Source organism: Herbaspirillum sp. C7C2 (genome assembly GCF_022627865.1).
Classification (GTDB): domain Bacteria; phylum Pseudomonadota; class Gammaproteobacteria; order Burkholderiales; family Burkholderiaceae_D; genus Herbaspirillum; species Herbaspirillum frisingense.
The window spans coordinates 258500-277741 of record NZ_JABXGI010000001.1 but is presented as its reverse complement, the minus strand read 5'-3'; the positions used below and the strand labels follow the sequence as shown (position 1 = coordinate 277741).

The following is a 19242-nucleotide window of genomic DNA, read 5'->3' as shown; positions in this document are numbered from 1 at the left end:
CACGTACCTCTCACCACACACCATCATCCCTTCCGGAGCCGGTCATGAGCAAAGTCTGTGAATACTTTTTCGCCCCGCATTCTCCGTTCGCCTATCTGGGGCACGAACGTTTCGTCGCCCTCGCCGAGAAATACGAGGTGCAGATCCTTCCCAAACCCTTCGACCTGTCGAAGATCTTCGGCGTCTCCGGCGGTCTGCCGCTGGCCAAGCGCGCCCCGCAGCGCCAGGCCTATCGCCTCAAGGAACTGGCACGCTGGAGCGAATTCCTGGGTAAGCCGATGATCCTGCAGCCGGCCTATTTCCCGGTCAACAGCGATACCGCCGCCCGCCTGATCATTGCCACCCAGCTCGCGAACGGCACCGCCGCGTCGCTGCGCCTGACCGGGGCCATCATGCGCGCCGTCTGGGAAGAGCAGAAGAACATCGCCGACACCGATACCCTGGTCGCCATTGCCAACGCCCAGGAGCACGATGGTGCGGCCCTGCTGAAATCAGCCGAGACCGCCAGCGTTCAGGCCGAGTTCGACCGTTTCACCGATGAAGCCAATGCCGCCAGCGTGTTCGGCGCCCCCTGGTTCGTCTACGAAGGCGAAGGCTACTGGGGCCAGGACCGCCTCGATTTCGTCGAGCGCGCCTTCGCGAAAGGCTGAGCGGCCAGCGTACAATGACGCCGGGCTGCGCAATGAACAGAAGCGCAGCCCGGCGTTCTGATTTTTGAAGCCCTGTTTTTCAACGGATAAAAGGTACTCCCATGCAATCCCAAGACACCCAATACTCTTACTTCTGCCCCTGCCCGCGTGGCCTGGAAGCGGCACTGGCAGAAGAACTCAACGAGATCGCCGCCCATGCCGGCCCCGCCGCCAATCTCAAGGTGCACAACCAGGTCCCGGGTGGCGTGCACTGCTCCGGCACGCTGCTGGCGGCCTACCAGATGAACCTGCATTCGCGCATCGCCAGCCGCGTGCTGCTGCGCATGGGTCACGGTTCCTACAAGAACGAAAACGACATCTACGACCTCACCCTGGCCCAGGCCTGGGAAGACTGGTTCAAGGTCTCGCACACCATCCGCGTGGACCTCACCGCCGTGAAGTCGCCGCTGCGCAGCCTGGAATTCAGCACGCTCAAGATCAAGGATGCCATCTGCGACCGCTTCCTCGACCAGTTCAAGCTGCGTCCCTCGGTCAATACCCGCACGCCCGACATGCGCATCGCCGGCTTCGTCGATGCCCACAACTTCACGGTCTACCTGGATACCTCCGGCGAAGCGCTGTTCAAGCGCGGCTGGCGCGAAGAGACCGGTGACGCCCCGCTGCGCGAGAACCTGGCGGCAGGTCTGTTGCGCACCTCCGGCTGGAAGCCGGGCGTGCCGCTGTTCGATCCCATGTGCGGCTCCGGCACCATCCTGGCCGAAGCCGCCCAGATGATTGCCGGCGTGCCGCCGGGCGCACGTCGCCGCTTCGCCTTCGAGAAGTTCAGCAACTTCGACGCCGATGCCTGGTTCGCCATCAAGGGGGACTTCAAACCCAACCCGATCCCGACCACGCCGACGCTCTTCGGCAGCGACATCTCTGGCGACATGGTGGAACTGACCCGCAAGAACCTGCTGCGTGCCGGCGTGCATTTCGAGGTACCGCTCAAGCAGATCGAGGCGCAGGAGATCAAGCCACCGCTGGACGCCGATGGCCAGCCGCTGGTCGGCATCATCCTCTCCAACCCGCCCTACGGCGAACGGATCGGCGTGCGTGGTGACCGTGCCCTGCCGACCGAAGAACTGTTCACGCAATTCTTCAGCGCCTTCTCCAGCACCCTGAAGCAGCGCTTTGCCGGCTGGAGCGTGTTCCTGTTCTCGGCCGACCTCGGCCTGCCCAAGCTGATGCGCCTGAAGGAATCGCGCAAGACCCCGTTCTTCAACGGTGCCCTGGAATGCCGCCTGTTCCGCTTCGACATGGTGGCCGGCTACAACCGCCGCGAAGAGGCCAAGCCGCATTCCCGCGACAGCGAGGACTGAAGCAGGACAGGCGGGACCGGATTGTCAACCACGCCAAGACAATCCATCCCGCCACGGCCGGTTTATCCGGCCCGCATTCTTCCCTACAGTGTGGACATGGCCCATCTCCATCACGCCCGCCAGAGAGCGAGCACGATAGCTGGCCTGCCTTCATCCACTCCACACTTCCCGGGATCATCATGAGCACCGTCACCGTCAATACCCGTGCCGACTACGCCGCCTTCCTGCTGCGCGTCACCATGGGCATCTTCTTCCTGGTCCACGCCGGACTGAAAATCTTCGTCTTCACCCCGGCAGGCACCGTGGGCTTCTTTGCCTCGCTGGGTGTACCCGGCTGGTTCGCCTATCCCGTCATGGCGCTGGAAGTGGTAGGCGGCATTGCGCTGGTGCTGGGCTACTACGGTCGTTGGCTGGCACTGCCCCTGGCGGCCGACCTGCTGGGCGCCATCGTGCTGGTCCACGGCAAGGCAGGATTCTTCTTCACCAACCCCAAGGGTGGCTGGGAATACCTGGCGCTGTGGATCGTCGGCCTGGTCGCCGTGTTCCTGCTGGGCGACGGCGCCTTTGCCCTCAAGCGTGAAGAGCGCAGTTGATCGCCCTGTTTGCCGAAATCATCCAGCCGGGCCACGCGCCCGGCAAAATTCATATAGATTCAGTTTGATCGTCGAGATCTTTTAGTTCAGTTCTTGCGTGCGGGAAATCAAGTTTTCCACAGGCGATTCAAGGAAACCATCATGTCCGATACCCTCCACCTGCCCTCGCTGTTCGTCTCGCACGGCTCGCCCATGCTGGCCGTGGAACCCGGCCGTACCGGTCCGCTGCTGGCCGGCATCGGCGCTACCCTGCCGCGCCCGCGTGGCATCGTGATGATGTCGCCACACTGGGAGACCTTCACCCCGCGCGTGGTCAACCAGGCCAGGCCGCGCGTGATCCACGATTTCGGCGGTTTCCCGCAGGCGCTCTATGCACTGGACTACCCGGCACCAGGCGCGCCCGCACTGGCCGAACATGTGGCCCAGCGGCTGCGCGATGGCGGCCTGCCGGCCAATACCGATGACGGCTGGGGGCTGGACCACGGTGCCTGGGTACCGCTGCGCTATCTTTATCCACAGGCCGATGTGCCGGTGATCCAGCTGTCGCTGCAATCGCAGCAACCGCCGGCCTATCATTTCCAGGTCGGCCAGTTGCTGGCACCGCTGGCCCGCGAAGGCATCCTGCTGGTCGGCTCGGGCAGCTTCACGCACAACCTGCGCGAACTGCGTCGCAACGATGCCGATGCCGGCGACGCCCCGCATACGCTGGAATTCCTGCAATGGTTCCTGGACCGCATGCAGGCCGGTGACCTCGAGGCGCTCTTCGGTTACCGGACCACGGCCCCGCACGCGGTGCGCACCCACCCCAGCGACGAACACCTGCTGAGCCTGTTCTTCGCCATGGGCGCGGCCGATGACTGGACCCGGCTGGTTCACCTGGACAGCGGTTCGACGTATCATAGCCTGCGCATGGACGCCTTCGCCTTCGGCACGGCCTCCAGCCTGCTGGCACAACTACCGGCTGCCGCCTGAGCCCCCGTCTCCCTGACGGCGCCGGCGCGGCGCCATCTGGGGGATAGACGGGTTGAACAAACTGCGTGAAATCGAATGCTTCATTGCCGTGGCCGAGCTGGGCAGTTTCGTCAAGGCCGCCGATGCGCTAGGCATCTCCAAGGCGGCCGTCTCGCGCACCGTACTGGAACTGGAAGCCCGCCTGGGCTCCCGCCTCATGCAACGGACCACGCGCCGGCTCTCGCTCACCGAAGCCGGCGGTCTCTACCTCGAACGCTGCAAGCAGATCGTGGCCGACCTGGAAGCCGCCGACGACCTGCTCTCGGCCGGCGCCGCCCGACCGGCCGGCCTGCTGCGCATCAACGCCCCGGTCACCTTCGGCGTGCTGCACCTGGCACCGCTATGGCCGATGTTCCTGGAGCGTTACCCGGAGGTGGAGCTGGACATCACCTTGTCGGACCGCATCGTCGACATCATCGATGAAGGCTACGACCTGGCCATCCGCATCGCCCGGCTGGCCGATTCCACCCTGATCCACCGCAAGCTCACCAGCACCAGCCTGCCGGTATGCGCCTCGCCCGCCTATCTGGAAAAACACGGCACGCCCACCCATCCGCACGACCTGGCGCGGCACCAGGTCATCAGCTACAGCTACAACCAGGGCAAGGATGAATGGCAGTTCAGTGGCCCGGAAGGGCCAGTCAGCGTGCGCGTAAATTCGCGCATGCACGCCAACAACGGTGACAGCTGCGTGCAGGCGGCGTTGGGCGGCGTGGGCATCACGCGCCAGCCCACCTTCATGATCGACCAGTATCTGCGCAGCGGCCAGCTGGTTCCCATCCTCGCCGACTACGGCACGCCTTCGCTGGGCATCTACGCCGTCTATCCCAGCCGCGCCCATCTCCCGGCCAAGGTCAGGGCAATGCTGGACTTCCTCGCCGAGGCATTCGCCCAGGTCCATTGGGACCACTGAAAGCGCCACGCACCCGCTGGCACCCGGCCGCACCTTCCCATCCCCTGCAGCAGCGCTCCCGCCCAATGGCTTGAACGTCATCGGCGCATAAATTTCATCATTCCAGGCCAGGCCCTTGCGCTCGTGTTGCGTGCCTCGGCCTGCCTTTTCCTGCCTGACGCTTGATCGATATCAAGGATGGCGACTCGCTTTTGTGGAAACGGGATCGGGCCACTACGCTGTTGACTTTCACTTTCTGATCACTCAAAGTGACCATATTGCAGACGCATTGTTCATATTATGGACAATAAAAGACAAATATCCCGCCTGGAGACCTCATGAGCACTCTCACGCCCGCTGACGCGAAGATGCAGCCCTATCAATTCCCCAACCCCAAGGAAGCCCCGCTGGAAATCGTGGTCAACCCGGCCATCCCCGAGGACGAGCGCGTCTGGGTCCCGCAGGCCGACAACGTCTGGTTCCGCCCGCTCTGCCTCAATGTCTCGCAGGGCTACTGGACCAATCTGCTGCGCGTGCGCAAGTCCGGCGTGCTCTCGCGCCACCGCCATCCCGCGCCCGTCCATGGCATGGTGCTCAAGGGGAAATGGCGCTACCTGGAGCATGACTGGATCGCCGAACAGGGCAGCTATGTCTTCGAACCACCCGGCGAGACCCATACCCTCTACGTCCCGGAAGACGTGGAAGAAATGATCACCTACTTCCACATCACCGGCGTGATGTTCTACTGCGACCCCTGGGGCAAGTTCGAAGGCTATGAAGATGTCTTCACCAAGCTCGATATGTGCCGCAAGCATTACGAAGCGGTCGGGCTGGGCAGCGACTACGTCGACCGCTTCGTGCGCTGAGGGCGGAGCGCATGCATTACGACACTGCGAACTACGATTTCACTGACTGCGTGGCCGTGGTCACCGGCGGCCATGGCGGTATCGGCGCGGCCATCGCGGCGCGCCTGGCCGAGGCCGGCGCACGCGTGGTGGTGTGGGACCTGCACCAGGCTGCCAGCTCCCCCTACCGGCAGCAACAGGTGGACATCACCGATGCAGGCTCGGTCGAGGATGCCGTCCATCAGTTGCTGGTGGAGACCGGCCGCATCGACTTCCTCATCAACAATGCCGGCTATGCCGGCCCCACCGTGCCGCTGGACGAATACGACGTGGCCGAATGGCATCGCATCGTGCAGGTCAACCTGCTGGGCGTCTTCCACGCCTGCCGCAGCGTAGTCCCGGCCATGCGTGCGGCCGGACGAGGGCGCATCGTCAACATCGCCTCGCTGGCCGGCAAGGAAGGCACGCCCAATGCGTCAGCCTACAGCGCCGCCAAGGCCGGCGTACTGGCGCTGACCAAGTCGCTCGGCAAGGAACTGGCCGAGACCGGCATCCTGGTCAATGCCATCGCCCCGGCGGCGGTGAAAACCGCGCTGCTGGAACAGATGTCGCCGGCCCACGTCCAGACCATGATCGCCAAGAGTCCCATGCACCGTCTCGGCACCGTGGAAGAAGTGGCCGAACTGTGCGCCTGGCTGTGCTCGGGCTCGTGCAGCTTCAATACCGGTGCCATATTCGACCTCTCCGGTGGCCGCGCCACCTACTGAGCAAAACAGGAAGGAGCAGGACCGCAGAATCATCCGGGCAAGCGAGGATCACGGCCAGGGGCGATGCAGACATCACCCCGGCCGTGCCGGAGCAGTAGCAGGGACGGCATCCACAACGTCCTCAAGACCGCGTCCTCGCATGACGCTTTCGCCATGTCACAGACACAGAGCACCGCAGCAGACGGCGCCGGCAGGAAGCACGCCAATGGCATCAACTCATTCACTCTGGAGACGTAACCCATGGAAGTCCAAAAGGAAAAGAGCCCCCGGCTCAAACGCATACAGGTCGTCGCACTGACCTTTCTGATGCTGGCAGGCATCGTCAACTATCTTGACCGCAGCACCCTGTCCATCGCCAATCATTCGGTGAGCCAGGAACTGAACCTGAGCGCCTCGCAGATGGGCCTGCTGCTGTCGGCCTTCTCGCTGGCCTATGCCTTCTCTCAATTGCCCATCGGCGCCATGCTGGACAAGTTCGGCGCGCGCGTGATGCTGGGCGCCGGCATGTTCGTCTGGTCGCTGGCGCAACTGGCCGGCGGCTTCGTCAACACCCTGCAGCAATTCCTGGTCGCCCGCGTGTTCCTGGGCCTGGGCGAGGCACCGCAATTCCCGGCCGGGGCCAAGGTGGTCTCGGAGTGGTTCGCCATGCGCGAACGCGGTGGACCGACCGGCATCTTCGTGGCCTCCTCCACCATCGGCCCCGCCCTGGCGCCGCCCATCCTCACCATCCTGATGCTGTCGTTCGGCTGGCGCATGATGTTCGTCATCATGGGCGTGCTGGGCATCGCGGTATCGGTGGGCTGGTATCTGTTCTACCGCAATCGCAACGAGGTCGAACTGACCCCGTCCGAGGTGCTGTACCTGGCCGACGACCACGACACCGATCCCAATGCCAACGCCAAGCTGACCTGGAGCGAGTGGAAGAGCCTCTTCAAGTACCGCACCACCTGGGGCATGCTGTTCGGCTTCATGGGCGTGATCTACATGGTCTGGCTGTACCTGACCTGGCTGCCGGCCTATCTGGAGCATGAGCGTCACCTGTCCATCGCACGTACCGGCTGGGTGGTGGTCATCCCCTACATCTTCGGCACGCTCGGCATGCTGTCCTCCGGCTATATCGCCGATGGCCTGATGAAGCGCGGCATGCCTGCCATCCGCAGCCGCAAGTGGCCGATCTGTGCCGGTCTGATCGGCGCCGGTGCCTTCACCATCCCGGCCGCCTACACCCCCAGCACCACCATGGCGATCGTCTATATCTCGCTGGCCATGGCCTTCGTGAACATGGCCTCGGGCGGTGCCTGGGCACTGGTGTCGGTGGCCATCCCGCGCCGTCTGGTGGCTTCGCTGGGCAGCATGCAGAACTTCGGCGGCTACCTCGGTGGTTCGCTGGCGCCGGTCATCACCGGGGTGGTGGTGGACCAGACCCACTCCTTCGTCAACGCCCTGCTGATCAGCGCGGCGGTGGCCTTTGCAGCAGCGCTGGTGTACATGTTCGTGGTCGACAAACCCATCGAATCGCACGCCTGATCCCGCTGCACGCAGTCGCCTGACCCGATGCCGCCGCCTGCGGGTAGCGGCATCCAGCCAGTCCCCTGCCACCCTCGCTATTCACAAGGAAAACCATGAGCTTCATTCCCGATCTTCTGCAGGGCAAGACCGCCCTCGTCACCGGCGGTACCCAGGGCATAGGCGGCGCCGTCGCACGCCAGCTGGCAGCACTCGGCGCCCGCGTCATCGCAGCCGGATTGCCGCCCTTCGCCCACGAGGAATTCGCCGGCACCGACATCACCCTGGTGGAAATGAATGTAGCCAGCGAAGAGAGCGTGCGCGCTGCCCTGGCCGGCCTCAAGCAACTGGACATCGTCGTCAACTGCGCCGGCATCATCAAGCGCGGTGCGGAACTGGAGACCGAAGTCTTCGAACAGGTGATCGCCGTCAACCTCACCGGCACCATGCGCGTGTGCGCGGCTTCCCGTGAATTGCTGCGACAGTCCGGCGGTTGCATCGTCAACACGGCCTCCATGCTCAGCTTCTTCGGTGGCGGCCTGGTCCCCGGCTATAGCGCCAGCAAGGGCGGCGTAGCGCAGCTGACCAAATCACTGGCCATTGCGTATGCGGCCGACGGCATCCGCGTCAATGCGGTGGCGCCGGGCTGGATCGCCACCCCGCTCACCCAGGCCCTGCAGGACGACCCGACCCGCGCCGGCCCGATCCTGGCGCGCACTCCCTTGAACCGCTGGGGACGCCCGGAAGACATCGGCAATGTCGTGGCCTTCCTCTGCTCACCCGCCGCCTCCTTCATGACCGGCACCATCATCCCGGTCGACGGCGGCTATCTGATTGCCTGATCACCCCATTCCATGCATGCCTTTTCCCGCGTCCGCTGCTCCAGGCGGCGCGGGCTTTTTTGCGCTGGGGCACTACCAGGCTCCGCTATAATCTGCCCGCTCCCGCTCCCGATTCTGCTCCTGTCTCCTTAAGCCTGCGCCCATGCCAGACCACGACAAACATCCCGACGACCCGAACAAGATTGCCGGCACCGCCGCCTTCTCCAAGTTCGTCGCCGTGCTGCAATTGATCGCCGACCAGGACGCGCCCCTGAACATCGCGCAGCTGGCGGCGCTCTCTGGCTATCCGCGCCCCACCGTCTATCGCATCCTGGCCGCCCTGATGGCCGAGGGCATGGTGGTGGAAAACCCACGCAGCAAACAGTTCGAGGTGGGACCGCGCCTGATCAACCTGGCCAGCCGCGCCTGGGATCGCAGCGATATCCGCACCACCGCCATCGAACCGCTGCGGCAGCTGCGCGACATCACCCGCGAGACCATCCACCTGGCCGTGCCCAGCGACGTCAGCATGGTCTACATCGAGAAACTGGAAAGCCCGCAAGCCGTGCGCATGGCCTCGCGCATCGGCACCCGCGTGACGCTCTATTCGAGTTCGGTGGGCAAGGCCTATCTGGCCGGCCTGGAAGAATCGCGCCGCGAAAACCTGATGCGCACGCTGCAGATGGAGCCCTTCACCGAGCATACCCACACCGATCTGTCGGCTCTGCGCCAAGACCTGGAACAGACCCGCGCACGCGGCTATGCCGAAGACCGTGAAGAGAACGAAGCCCAGATCTTCTGCTACGGTGCCGCCATCGTCGGCGCCGACGGCTTGCCGGTGGCCTGCGTGAGCGTGAGCATCCCGCTGTTCCGGCGCCTGCCCGATCCACAGCAGGCCTATGTGGCGCCACTGCTGCAAGCCTGCGCCACCATCTCGCGCAAGCTGGCCGGACCGGGGTGAAACGGGTCCGGCCTTCCGCTCAAGGCCGCATCACGCACTGAACATCAGGCCTCGGGCGGCAGTTCAACCCTGTAGATTTCCTTGCCGTCGGTATTGTGCAGCGTCACGGTGAGCGTCTTCGATTTCGCATCGATCTTGCCGATACCGAAGAACTGCAGCAGCTCCGCCGGCGATCGGTTCTGCTTCATGTCCGCCGGAATGCTCACGAAACGCACATCCGGACCAAAGGTCCGATCAATCTCGCCCGGACCGAAGGTACCGGCGTTGATCGGCCCTCCGACGAATTCCCAGAACGGCTTGAAGTCGGTGAACTGCGCGCGTTCCGGCGCATAGTGGGTGGCCGAGGCATAGTGCACATCGGCAGTCACCCACACCACGTTCTTGATGTCGTGCTGCTTGATGAAGCGCAGCAGCTCCGCCACTTCCAGCTCACGCCCCGACGGCTTGCCATTGTCGGCATTGGCCCAGGCCTCGAAGGTGCCGGGCGGCACATCGACATTGAGGTCCGGCACCACGATGGACAAGGGCATGTCGCTGGCGATCAGCTTCCAGGTCGAGCGTGAGCGCAGCAGCGCCTGCTTGATCCAGCGCATCTGCTCCGGCCCGAGAAACTCGGCATCGTGACCGCCGCGCTGGCGATTGGGCGAATTGCGACCGCGATAGCTGCGCTCGTCCAGCATGAACACCTCCAGCAGCGGTCCGTGATTGAAGGCGCGATAGATGCGGAAAGGATCGGCCTGGTCGATGCGGAAGGGATTGTGTTCGAACATGGCCTGGCGCGCACGGGCCGCCAGCACATCGATGTTGCGCTCGTCGTAGCGTTTTTCCTGGGCGCCGATCACCTGGCCCGGATACCAGTTGTTGCGCACCTCGTGGTCATCCCACTGCACCAGGAACGGCACCTCGGCGGCGAAGCGGCGCTTGCTGGCATCCAGCATGTTGTAGGCGAAGTTGCCGCGATAGTCGTCCAGCGTCTGCGCCACCTTGGACTTGGCCTCGGTCACCACGTTGCGCCACAGGCTGCCATCGTCCAGCTTCACCTCGGCCTGGATCGGACCGTCCGCATAGATCTGGTCGCCCGAATGGATGAAGAAGTCGGGACGGAAGCGGCGCATGCTCTCGTACACCCGGTAGCCACCCCATTGCTCATTGATGCCCCAGCCCTGGCCGGCTTCGTCCCCCGAGAAGGCGAAGGTGATGTCGCGTGCCTGCCCGCGCGCTGTAGCAGGCACCATCAGGCTGCCGGTCAGCGGCTCGCTCAGGGCCGACTCATGCACCAGGTCCTGGAAACGCACGCGGTAATACACCCGCTGCCCTGCCGGCAAACCCCGCAGGTCCACGCGGGCGGTGTAGTCGTCCCGCGCCAGCGCGGTGGGGCCGGCGATGCGCACCGCATCGGCGAAGTTCTCGCTGGTGGAGTATTCCACCAGCATGCGCGCATTGCGGTCGGCGCGCGCCCAGACGATGGCACTGTCGCGGGTGACGTCGCCGCTCATGATCCCGCCCGGGAACTGCGGGCGCAGACGTTCGGAGGTGACGATGGCCGGCGCGGCAGCCAGGCTGGCGGGGCTGGCGATCACGGCCACGCTGCCTGCGGCGGCGGCAGTGACGGCGCTGTCGCGCAGGAAGCGGCGACGGCTGGGTTCGGCTGGCGAATTCTGGTCTGGCATGGCAACTCCTGAGGGTGAGGAAAAAAGAAGGGAGTTGCAATTTAGCAATCGTGTATGACCGTTCCATGAAAGCACGATGACCAATGCTGACCGGATCCCCCAAAACGGCTAAATGACGTGATTTTCAAAAAATTTCGAGCCGCCCTGCCCTCGCACCAAAACAAACCGCGCCACCGCATCGCCTACCCGTATCGCACAATTTTCGTGCGCATCACAAGCTGACAAGGACCTGACGCACCCGAAAAGTCCTTTTGAATCAAGCCACTGCAAAATAATCACCAAAATGGAACGAAAATTGCATCAGTCCGGGCTTTCGATTCTTTCCTTGCACAATTTTTGGGAGATTTTCTGGTGGACGATCACAAAAACGGCGCAGACGCCCTCTTCATCCTGCTGGGGGCGATCATGATCCTGGCCATGCATGCCGGCTTCGCGTTCCTGGAACTGGGGACGGTGCGCAAGAAGAACCAGGTCAATGCCCTGGTGAAGATCCTGGCCGACTTCGCGGTCTCGACCATTGTCTACTTCTTCATCGGCTACTACGTCGCCTACGGTGTGAGCTTCTTCGCCGGTGCCGAAACCCTGGCCGAGCGCAGCGGCTTCGAACTGGTGAAGTTCTTCTTCCTGCTGACCTTCGCCGCCGCCATTCCGGCCATCATCTCGGGTGGCATCGCCGAGCGCTCCAAATTCAACCCGCAGCTGCTGGCCACCGCCGTACTGGTCGGCCTGGTCTATCCGTTCTTCGAGGGCATCGCCTGGAACCAGCACTTCGGCGTACAGGCCTGGCTGGCAGCCACCTTCGGCGCCGAATTCCACGACTTCGCCGGTTCCATCGTGGTCCACGCCGTCGGCGGCTGGATCGCCTTGCCCGCCGTGCTGCTGCTGGGTGCGCGCCGCGGCCGCTACAGCAAGGAAGGTGCGGTCGCTGCCCATCCGCCCTCCAACATCCCCTTCCTGGCACTGGGCGCATGGATCCTGACGGTGGGCTGGTTCGGCTTCAACGTGATGAGCGCGCAGACCCTGGACAAGATGAACGGCCTGGTCGCGATGAACTCCCTCATGGCCATGGCCGGTGGCACCCTGGTCGCACTGCTGATGGGCCGCAACGACCCCGGCTTCGCCTACAACGGCCCGCTGGCCGGCCTGGTAGCGGTATGTGCCGGCTCGGACCTGATGCACCCGCTGGGCGCGCTGGTTACCGGCGGCATGGCCGGCGCCATCTTCGTGTGGATGTTCACCCGCACCCAGAACAAATGGAAGATCGACGACGTACTGGGTGTCTGGCCCCTGCATGGGCTATGCGGCCTGTGGGGCGGCCTGGCGGCTGGCATCTTCGGCTTGCAGGCGCTGGGGGGACGCGGCGGCGTGTCCTTCATGTCGCAACTGGTGGGCAGCGTGATGGGCATCGCCATCGCGGCAGTCGGCGGATGGATCGTGTACGGCCTGCTGAAGAAGACGGTCGGCATCCGCCTTGATCCTGAACAGGAATTCGAAGGCGCCGATCTGGCGATCCACAAGATTTCGTCGACGGCGGAGCGGGAGACGAGTTGGTGACCTGATAAATAAGAATAAAGTCTGTATTTCCGGATGAAAGTCTGTCGAGCCCGTTAAAGTCTGTCGGACTCCTTGCTACTGTATTGAAAGCGCAATCGCAAAAGCGTCAGCTCCAATGGAAAGGCCACCATTCCGGTGGCCTCGACTGGCTACTGGTGAAAAAAAACGGATCCGTCACCTGCACAAACTAAGTACCGAAATCACCTTTGACTTAGTAAGCGAGTGAACCATTCACTATGGGCGACGTTCTGGTTCGCTTCGTTTCGGCTGGCGCCAGGCTCATCGGCCGGAAACGGGTCAGTTCAAGGCCATTACGCAGCGCGAAAAAACCTTAGTAATTGGCTGCGGCATGTACGCACGACGAAAATTCGAAACATTACGATTTCTGGTAACAGCTCAATATTGCGGGCGCCATTAGCGGTTCAAAACCTTGGCGTAGGATTCTTTCTGAATCTTGTGCCGCCCCCCCCCTAGTCAAGTGATCGTGTTCGTCGTACGCGAATACTCTCTTTCTCAGGCAAACTCCTCCTGTTGGATAAACGCTTGGATGCCTCCTTGATCCACATCGAGTTGAGACGGATGCATAAATTCCTGCGCGTACTTAAAACATATGCCACTACGTAAGAGCAACTGGAATATATCCGGGTCAATATGCCCGGTATCTGCCATCTTTTTCATGATTGTTAGTGTCTCTGATAATTTTTTCCCCGTTTTATACGGACGATCTGCAGCTGTCAGGGCTTCAAAAATATCCGCGATTGCCATCATTCGGGCCTCGATGCTTAACTCATTTTTGTTCAGCATTTTGGGATAACCGCTACCGTCCATCTTCTCGTGATGCCCCGTGGCAATTTCAGGAACGCGCTTTAGATTTGATGGCAAAGGCAGACTGTCAAGCATGATGATAGTTTGCACAATATGATCATTGACCAAGTATCGCTCCTCGGCCGTTAGTGTTCCACGGCCAATTGACAGATTGTAAATTTCGCCCAAATTAAGCCGGTATTTAGGCGCAGGCATTTTGATACCTAGGTTCGTATATAGCGTCGGATCTACAGATTCAGCATGGCGCTCTATCAAGTGCTCTGGCTTATCGTCCAACAAGTATTCTTTGCTCGCCGCCACGGGAGATATGCTCTTTTTCCTTGCGCGTTCTTCCCACGATAAACCGAGAGAGTCATCCATCGTTCGGATCCAGGTGCGGCGAGCGATGCAGCGCAAGCGCTCAAGGTCCTCCGGGCGAACTACTTCCCCACCCATATTGCACGACGCCACAAATTCAAATTCCTGATCAAGCTCTACGCACTGTCTACTTAGCTCATTTTTCAGAAGCTCTGGGTCACCTCCTGCCAGCTGCTTCTGGAGGGATAGTATCTCTGCATCACGCTTAAGAACTTCAAACCGCATTCTTATTTCATGGATACGGTTGTATAGAGTCTGTAGCTTGGTTGATTTATCAATTACATATTCCGGCGTGGTAACTTTCCCGCAATCGTGCAGCCAACTAGCAACATGAATTTGCTCTCGCTCAAGATCCGTAAGGTGGTAGTTCTTGAACGGGCCTTCGGATTCATCATTTGCGGCCTCAGCGAGAGCCTTGGTAATTGCTGGAACTCGCTTGCAATGCCCGCTAGTGTGGGGATTTTTCGCGTCAATCGCCTCGCCAATCAACTTGATAATGCCATCGACCAACGCTCGCTGGCCTTCAAGCAGGCGATGGTGATCTATAGCTATGGCCACCGTTCCGCACAAAGCTTCAATGAATGCAATACGAGCAGGATGAGGAGACTCGTCACCTTCCAAGACGAGTAAATGCAGGCCAACAAATTTCTCATCATGATTAAACAAGGGCGACAGAACCATGCTCACGCATTTTGCTAACGGATCAACTTTTAATTTATTGAGGTCGAGTCCATTCCAACGGTAATCTTCATTCAGTCGGATGATCACTGAACTGCGGGACTGAGAAAATAGACACATCACTCCAGAGAGGGGAATAGATTTTTCCCGACAAGCTATAGCGCCGGATTCGGCGGAATAGAGCAGACTCATCTGCAATTCATTGCAGCTATCCGCAGCCAAGAATACTGCGCCGCCAGCTGCGTTCATCGTTCTTGTCGTCTCTTCCAACGTTCCCAGCAACAGTTTTGGAAGATCTTGCTCACTCCCCAGCCGTTGGCTGATTCTCAGGAAACTCTGAAGTGTTTTCTGTAGTGTTTGTATGGTCTCGATCAGGCTCTGAATTTCCCGTACCGGAGATTGGGGTGGCGGAGTATCGGCAAACTCGAAACGACGTATCGCCTCAGTTCGTGCGGTCAATGCTACCAGCCGCCGTGCGATACGTTTGGCGAGATAATAGGAAAGAACGATTGCGAGAACAAGGCAGCTAAGTGAGACGGTCAATATGCTAGTTCTTAAATTGATGGCCGGCTTCAATAATTCATCAGCGGGAGAGAGGAGCGCCAGCCAAGCTAGTGCGCCTCCTTCCAGATGCAAGGGCATGGTTGCAACAAGCCATTGCCTCTTGGCATCGTCTTCATCATATCGTTGGCTGTAGCTTGATGACGACGGCGGGGTGCGAATCAAATTTGATCAAATAGTGGGGTCAAGGTCAGATAGATGTGCAGTGCGAAGGCCGTTGGAGATAGAGAGGTTACCGCTTACCAGGTCATTCCAACGGTGATAGGCATATAGAGCCCCACTGGGGTTGAGAATGGCAATTTCGGAACTATCGGTGGGTCGAGCGTTTTTTAATACATTGGAAAGAGAGCTAAACGTGATTAGCGTGGCGACGACGGCTCTCCCTTTCACACTTCTTTTGGAGAACGCAATTGCCCACTCTTGAGTGGTCGAGGAGGCAAATGGGCCAAATTTTGCTAGGCCTGGCTGCTCCTTGGCAGCTTTATACCAAGCTCTTTCACGAGGATCAAATTTATAGTCTGGGCGATTGACAGCTTGAATTAAGCGGAGCTCTTTATCAAAAAATAGAAATTGCCTTTTGGGATTGTCACTATCGGCCCGCTCAATAGACTGAACTGCATAGGCTGTATCTTTTGTCGCACGGATCTTTCCACGATTAAAATCATCGACTCGCCGAAAAACCATGTAGTCGCCATTCTCGTACCCTACAAAGATACTGTCTAAGAACGGATTCACATCGGCAAGAAGACGAAGTGCATCAATACTTTCCAATCTCTCGGAAAGAGTCGTCCGTTCTCCGATGGAACTCCTTGAGAATGACTCGACCGTCTTTTCCGCAACAACGTACATGCTTTCTAGATTGCGTTGAACATCTCCCGCAAGATGTTTTACATCATGATTAATGCGTGACGTTGCCTCCTCCTTATTTTTTTCGAAAACGTAATAGGAGAGAAAACCGCCTGAAAGAATGACAGCAAATGAGGCGACAGCGATGATATAAACGTGAAGAGGCATTCCTTGACTTGAATCGCGCTGCATAGCTCTTCCCCCCAGAAAAGAATATAGCGAATTTGATCCTGGCTGCGCGCTTTGACGAATTTGATCAGTCGGCTCGGCCGCGTGGCCAATTTACACACCCTTGCCGGCACTGTTGATGGAAATACCCGTTTCAGCGGAAATGCATTCCAATCAGGCATCGTAGTTCGATTCTAACTCCGCATCATTCATTCTAGAAGAAATCATCGGAATCCCGGTCATCCTCCATTTTCGGAAGCGGCCTGAGAGAAGAAACCATGCGACCAAGGCCAGTTTCTGATTTTGGCGGGATGCCTCTGATGGCCATGTTGGCGCTCTTGATTATGGCCCAGCCGGTTGCAAGTTCCGGGACCTCATCAATGCTGTCGAACAGGTGGCGCATCAGCCAGTCGTAACGCACGGTCCGGTTGTAGAGCTTGATATGAGCGTTCTGATGCAGCTTGCCAGGGTGAAAGAACTCGTAATGACCCCAAACTTTAGGTAAGAGATTTCGAGTCGGATTAAGCGAGGTCTTATTCCTTAACTGTTATATTTGAAGTTATGGCACCGTAACTCAACTAATCAAACGTTCTAGCGGACAGATACGACTATGCGAGATGCACATCTCTCAATTGCTTTTCTCTGCTTTAGATTGCTTATCTTGCTGGCACTGCCGCTACCTGTAGTCAATGCAACCGCTCAGTCCACGAACAAACCAGTAGCATCCTCAATCTCTACACAAGCAACAGCCGTCACCCCCATCGCATTCCAAGACATTCTTGGTCGCGCAGATGAAGATCAACAGCGTGTGGACTGGGCGAACCGATTACTGGCCGCACCTGATCCGGTCGACGATCTTCGCCGCTCGCTAGACGATATCGCGAAACCTGTCGATGCAAAATTGCGTACCGCAGCGAAAGCCTCTTTACGCGGATTGCCGATCATGCGGCTGGAAAGCCTTTCCCGACATTGGGAATTTGATGCTAGACGTCTAGAAAACTGGGAATCGAAAGCGCGGCGCGTGCTGACGCCTTATGCCGACAGCGCATTGCAGCTAGCCCAGCGCCGCGCAACTTGGACAGCGAACCGTGCCGCCGGCATCCTGAATGGATTGCCGCCAGCGCTGTCGAATCGGGTCGACACCCTCCTGGCGCAGATCGATACATCAGAACTTGCGCTTGGAACAGCGCTAACGCACCAGTTTGAGCTGACAAGCCGCGCTGGCGAACTCAAGGCCCGTATACAGGCCGGGCGCAACGATGTGGCGGCGGCCATCGATGACATTGATCACCGTCTGCTGCAACTGGATGCGCCACCGTTGTGGAAGGGACTGGGCCTGTCTGGCGGAGCGAGCTCAGCATTCGATGCCATGGATCGAGGTCTGGATATAGAAAGCCAGTTCGCACTTGATTATCAGGCCGCAGGTACAGGTAACCAGCAAGCGCTCCGGGTGATACAGATTGTCCTTTTACCGCTCATTGTTTGGTTGTTTTTACGTAGCCGAAATGCCAAATCAAAAACAACTGATTCCGACAGAGTGGCACGCGCATTACGCCGACCAATATCTACGTGGGTGCTGTTATCAATGCTGTCGGTACTGCTGCTGGAGTCTGACGCACCGTTGCTCACCCAGGAGTTTGCGCTAATGATCGCGCTTATTCCGGTATTGCGGTTGCTGCCGGCAGGCACATTACGTGCGCTTGGCATTCTTCCGTATGTAGCGATTGGCTTATATGGCATTGATCGTCTGGGAATAGCATTTGTCGCGGATGCGGATTGGTATCGATTGTTTTTGCTAGTGCTGAATGTGTTCGCTCTTGGCTTGTCGCTATGGATACTGCGTCATCCGATATCCAAGGTGTCAGTCGCAAGAGAAAAAAAACTGCAGAGCACCGTGCGCCCGTTTGGATGGCTGGTTGTATTGATTCTGTTTGTCGCTGCAATTTGCAATGTCAGCGGCAATGTTTCCATGGCAGAGGCGCTGACGAGCGGTGTTATCGACAGCGGCTATATGGCGCTGCTGTTATACACAGGTGTGACGGCCTGCCTTGGTATTGCTGGTGCATTGATCAATCAGCCGGAGTTTGCCAACAGGGGAGGGATGCAGCGCCATGGCACCATCTTGCAGGCAGCATTTACACGTCTTCTGATTTTGTCCGCCGTAATTGGCTGGCTGCTATACAGCATAGATCGGTTCCGTATTTTCCGGCCTTTGCATGACGCGGGGAGAAAAATATTGGGATTCGGAATAGAGGTGGGCGAAGTTTCGATTCACCTCGGCGATGTACTGGTATTTCTTTTCTCAAGCTGGTTGGCATTCTGGGCTGCGCGTGCGGTGCGGCGCCTTTTGCGTGATGAATTGCCGGGGTCGGCCAAATTGCCACGTGGGGTTGGCAATAGCATTGCGTCGTTAAGCTATTACGCCGTTCTGATTCTAGGAATTCTGGTGGCACTATCCGCAGCGGGCTTTAAGGTTGGCCAGTTAGCGCTGTTGTTTGGTGCTTTAGGTGTCGGCATCGGTTTCGGATTGCAGAATGTGGTCAATAATTTTGTCTCCGGCCTGGTGCTGATGGTAGAGCGTCCGATTCAGCCCGGCGACATTGTCGATGTAGCTGGCGCATCTGGTTCCGTGCGCGAGATCGGTCTGCGCTCGACGACAATTCGTACCTTTGATGGGGCAGATGTCGTGGTGCCTAACGGTCTACTACTCAGCGGCAACCTGACCAACTGGACCATGTTTGATCGAAGTCGCCGCTTTGAAATCATTGTTGGCGTTGCTTACGGCTCGGACCCGGCTCAAGTACTTTCCCTACTCACTACCGCGGCCAGTGACACCCCCGGCGTGGCCACGGATCCGGCTCCTGCAGTTTTGATGACGGGCTATGGAGACAGTGCGCTCAATTTTGTCATACGTGCTTGGACCAATGACATCACGACATGGGCCGATGTGCGTGGCGATCTTCTTGCGCGTGCCCTTGCTGCATTGCAGGCAGAAAACATATCCATTCCATATAACCAAATGGATCTGCATCTAAGGACTGTACCGGTGACCTGAGCCAAATTTTGGAGCCACCGAATAAGTGAGTTCTTTATGCGATGAGCGGCCTTGTTTTCTAGCCAACGCTAGAGTTAGTCGACAGAATATTCAGAGTCTGCATCACCCACGCTCAAAATCATTA

At 59.3% G+C, this 19242-nt stretch carries 16 protein-coding genes; 12 read left to right on the top strand and 4 right to left on the bottom strand.

The genetic code is table 11. From position 1 onward, the window contains the following. Positions 1-44 precede the first annotated feature (44 nt). The 10 genes from HWE04_RS01310 (at position 45) to HWE04_RS01265 (ending at position 9404) form a co-directional block, all read left to right on the top strand. Positions 45-650, top strand: a complete 606-nt coding sequence (locus tag HWE04_RS01310; RefSeq protein ID WP_241811267.1) for a 2-hydroxychromene-2-carboxylate isomerase — start codon at positions 45-47, stop codon at positions 648-650. A 101-nt stretch (positions 651-751) separates the two neighbouring features. Then, positions 752-2008: a THUMP domain-containing class I SAM-dependent RNA methyltransferase gene (locus HWE04_RS01305; protein ID WP_241811266.1), complete on the top strand. Its 1257-nt coding sequence runs from the start codon at positions 752-754 to the stop codon at positions 2006-2008. Positions 2009-2187: 179 nt separating this feature from the next. Continuing rightward, entirely contained in the window at positions 2188-2601 is a 414-nt protein-coding gene (locus HWE04_RS01300) for a DoxX family protein (protein ID WP_102661657.1), read from the top strand. Between the two features lie 141 nt (positions 2602-2742). Further along, positions 2743-3573 carry a dioxygenase family protein gene (locus HWE04_RS01295; protein WP_241811265.1) on the top strand — a complete coding sequence of 277 codons (831 nt, stop codon included), beginning with the start codon at positions 2743-2745 and terminating at the stop codon, positions 3571-3573. Positions 3574-3625: 52 nt separating this feature from the next. Further along, positions 3626-4525, top strand: coding sequence for a LysR family transcriptional regulator (locus tag HWE04_RS01290; RefSeq protein ID WP_234295436.1), 900 nt, complete (start codon positions 3626-3628; stop codon positions 4523-4525). Positions 4526-4842: 317 nt separating this feature from the next. Beyond that, positions 4843-5370, top strand: coding sequence for a 2,4'-dihydroxyacetophenone dioxygenase family protein (locus HWE04_RS01285; protein WP_182993743.1), 528 nt, complete (start codon positions 4843-4845; stop codon positions 5368-5370). An 11-nt stretch (positions 5371-5381) separates the two neighbouring features. Further along, positions 5382-6116 (top strand): SDR family NAD(P)-dependent oxidoreductase, encoded by a 735-nt coding sequence (locus HWE04_RS01280; RefSeq protein WP_241811264.1) that lies wholly within the window; start codon positions 5382-5384, stop codon positions 6114-6116. 240 nt (positions 6117-6356) lie between these two features. After that, positions 6357-7643 carry an MFS transporter gene (locus HWE04_RS01275; protein ID WP_077237454.1) on the top strand — a complete coding sequence of 429 codons (1287 nt, stop codon included), beginning with the start codon at positions 6357-6359 and terminating at the stop codon, positions 7641-7643. 95 nt (positions 7644-7738) lie between these two features. Beyond that, entirely contained in the window at positions 7739-8464 is a 726-nt protein-coding gene (locus HWE04_RS01270) for an SDR family NAD(P)-dependent oxidoreductase (RefSeq protein ID WP_077237455.1), read from the top strand. Between the two features lie 142 nt (positions 8465-8606). Continuing rightward, positions 8607-9404, top strand: a complete 798-nt coding sequence (locus tag HWE04_RS01265) for an IclR family transcriptional regulator (RefSeq protein ID WP_077237456.1) — start codon at positions 8607-8609, stop codon at positions 9402-9404. A gap of 44 nt (positions 9405-9448) precedes the next feature. Here the strand turns inward: HWE04_RS01265 and HWE04_RS01260 are convergent, their stop codons facing one another. After that, positions 9449-11074, bottom strand: coding sequence for an alkaline phosphatase D family protein (locus tag HWE04_RS01260; protein WP_241811263.1), 1626 nt, complete (start codon positions 11072-11074; stop codon positions 9449-9451). Between the two features lie 351 nt (positions 11075-11425). Between HWE04_RS01260 and HWE04_RS01255 the strand changes: the two genes are divergently transcribed. Further along, the gene (locus tag HWE04_RS01255; RefSeq protein WP_077237458.1) at positions 11426-12628 is read left to right on the top strand and encodes an ammonium transporter; all 1203 of its coding nucleotides are present in this window, start codon (positions 11426-11428) and stop codon (positions 12626-12628) included. A gap of 513 nt (positions 12629-13141) precedes the next feature. On the opposite strand, the gene HWE04_RS01250 is transcribed toward HWE04_RS01255, so the two are convergent. The 3 genes from HWE04_RS01250 to HWE04_RS24425 form a co-directional block, all read right to left on the bottom strand. After that, positions 13142-15214: an HD domain-containing phosphohydrolase gene (locus HWE04_RS01250; protein WP_241811262.1), complete on the bottom strand. Its 2073-nt coding sequence runs from the start codon at positions 15212-15214 to the stop codon at positions 13142-13144. A gap of 6 nt (positions 15215-15220) precedes the next feature. Then, positions 15221-16087 (bottom strand): cache domain-containing protein, encoded by an 867-nt coding sequence (locus HWE04_RS01245; RefSeq protein WP_241811261.1) that lies wholly within the window; start codon positions 16085-16087, stop codon positions 15221-15223. Positions 16088-16277: 190 nt separating this feature from the next. Continuing rightward, on the bottom strand, positions 16278-16466 hold the full coding sequence (locus HWE04_RS24425; protein ID WP_077236962.1) for a hypothetical protein: 189 nt from the start codon (positions 16464-16466) through the stop codon (positions 16278-16280). 258 nt (positions 16467-16724) lie between these two features. Between HWE04_RS24425 and HWE04_RS01235 the strand changes: the two genes are divergently transcribed. Continuing rightward, positions 16725-19118 (top strand): mechanosensitive ion channel family protein, encoded by a 2394-nt coding sequence (locus HWE04_RS01235; RefSeq protein ID WP_241811260.1) that lies wholly within the window; start codon positions 16725-16727, stop codon positions 19116-19118. Positions 19119-19242 lie beyond the last annotated feature (124 nt).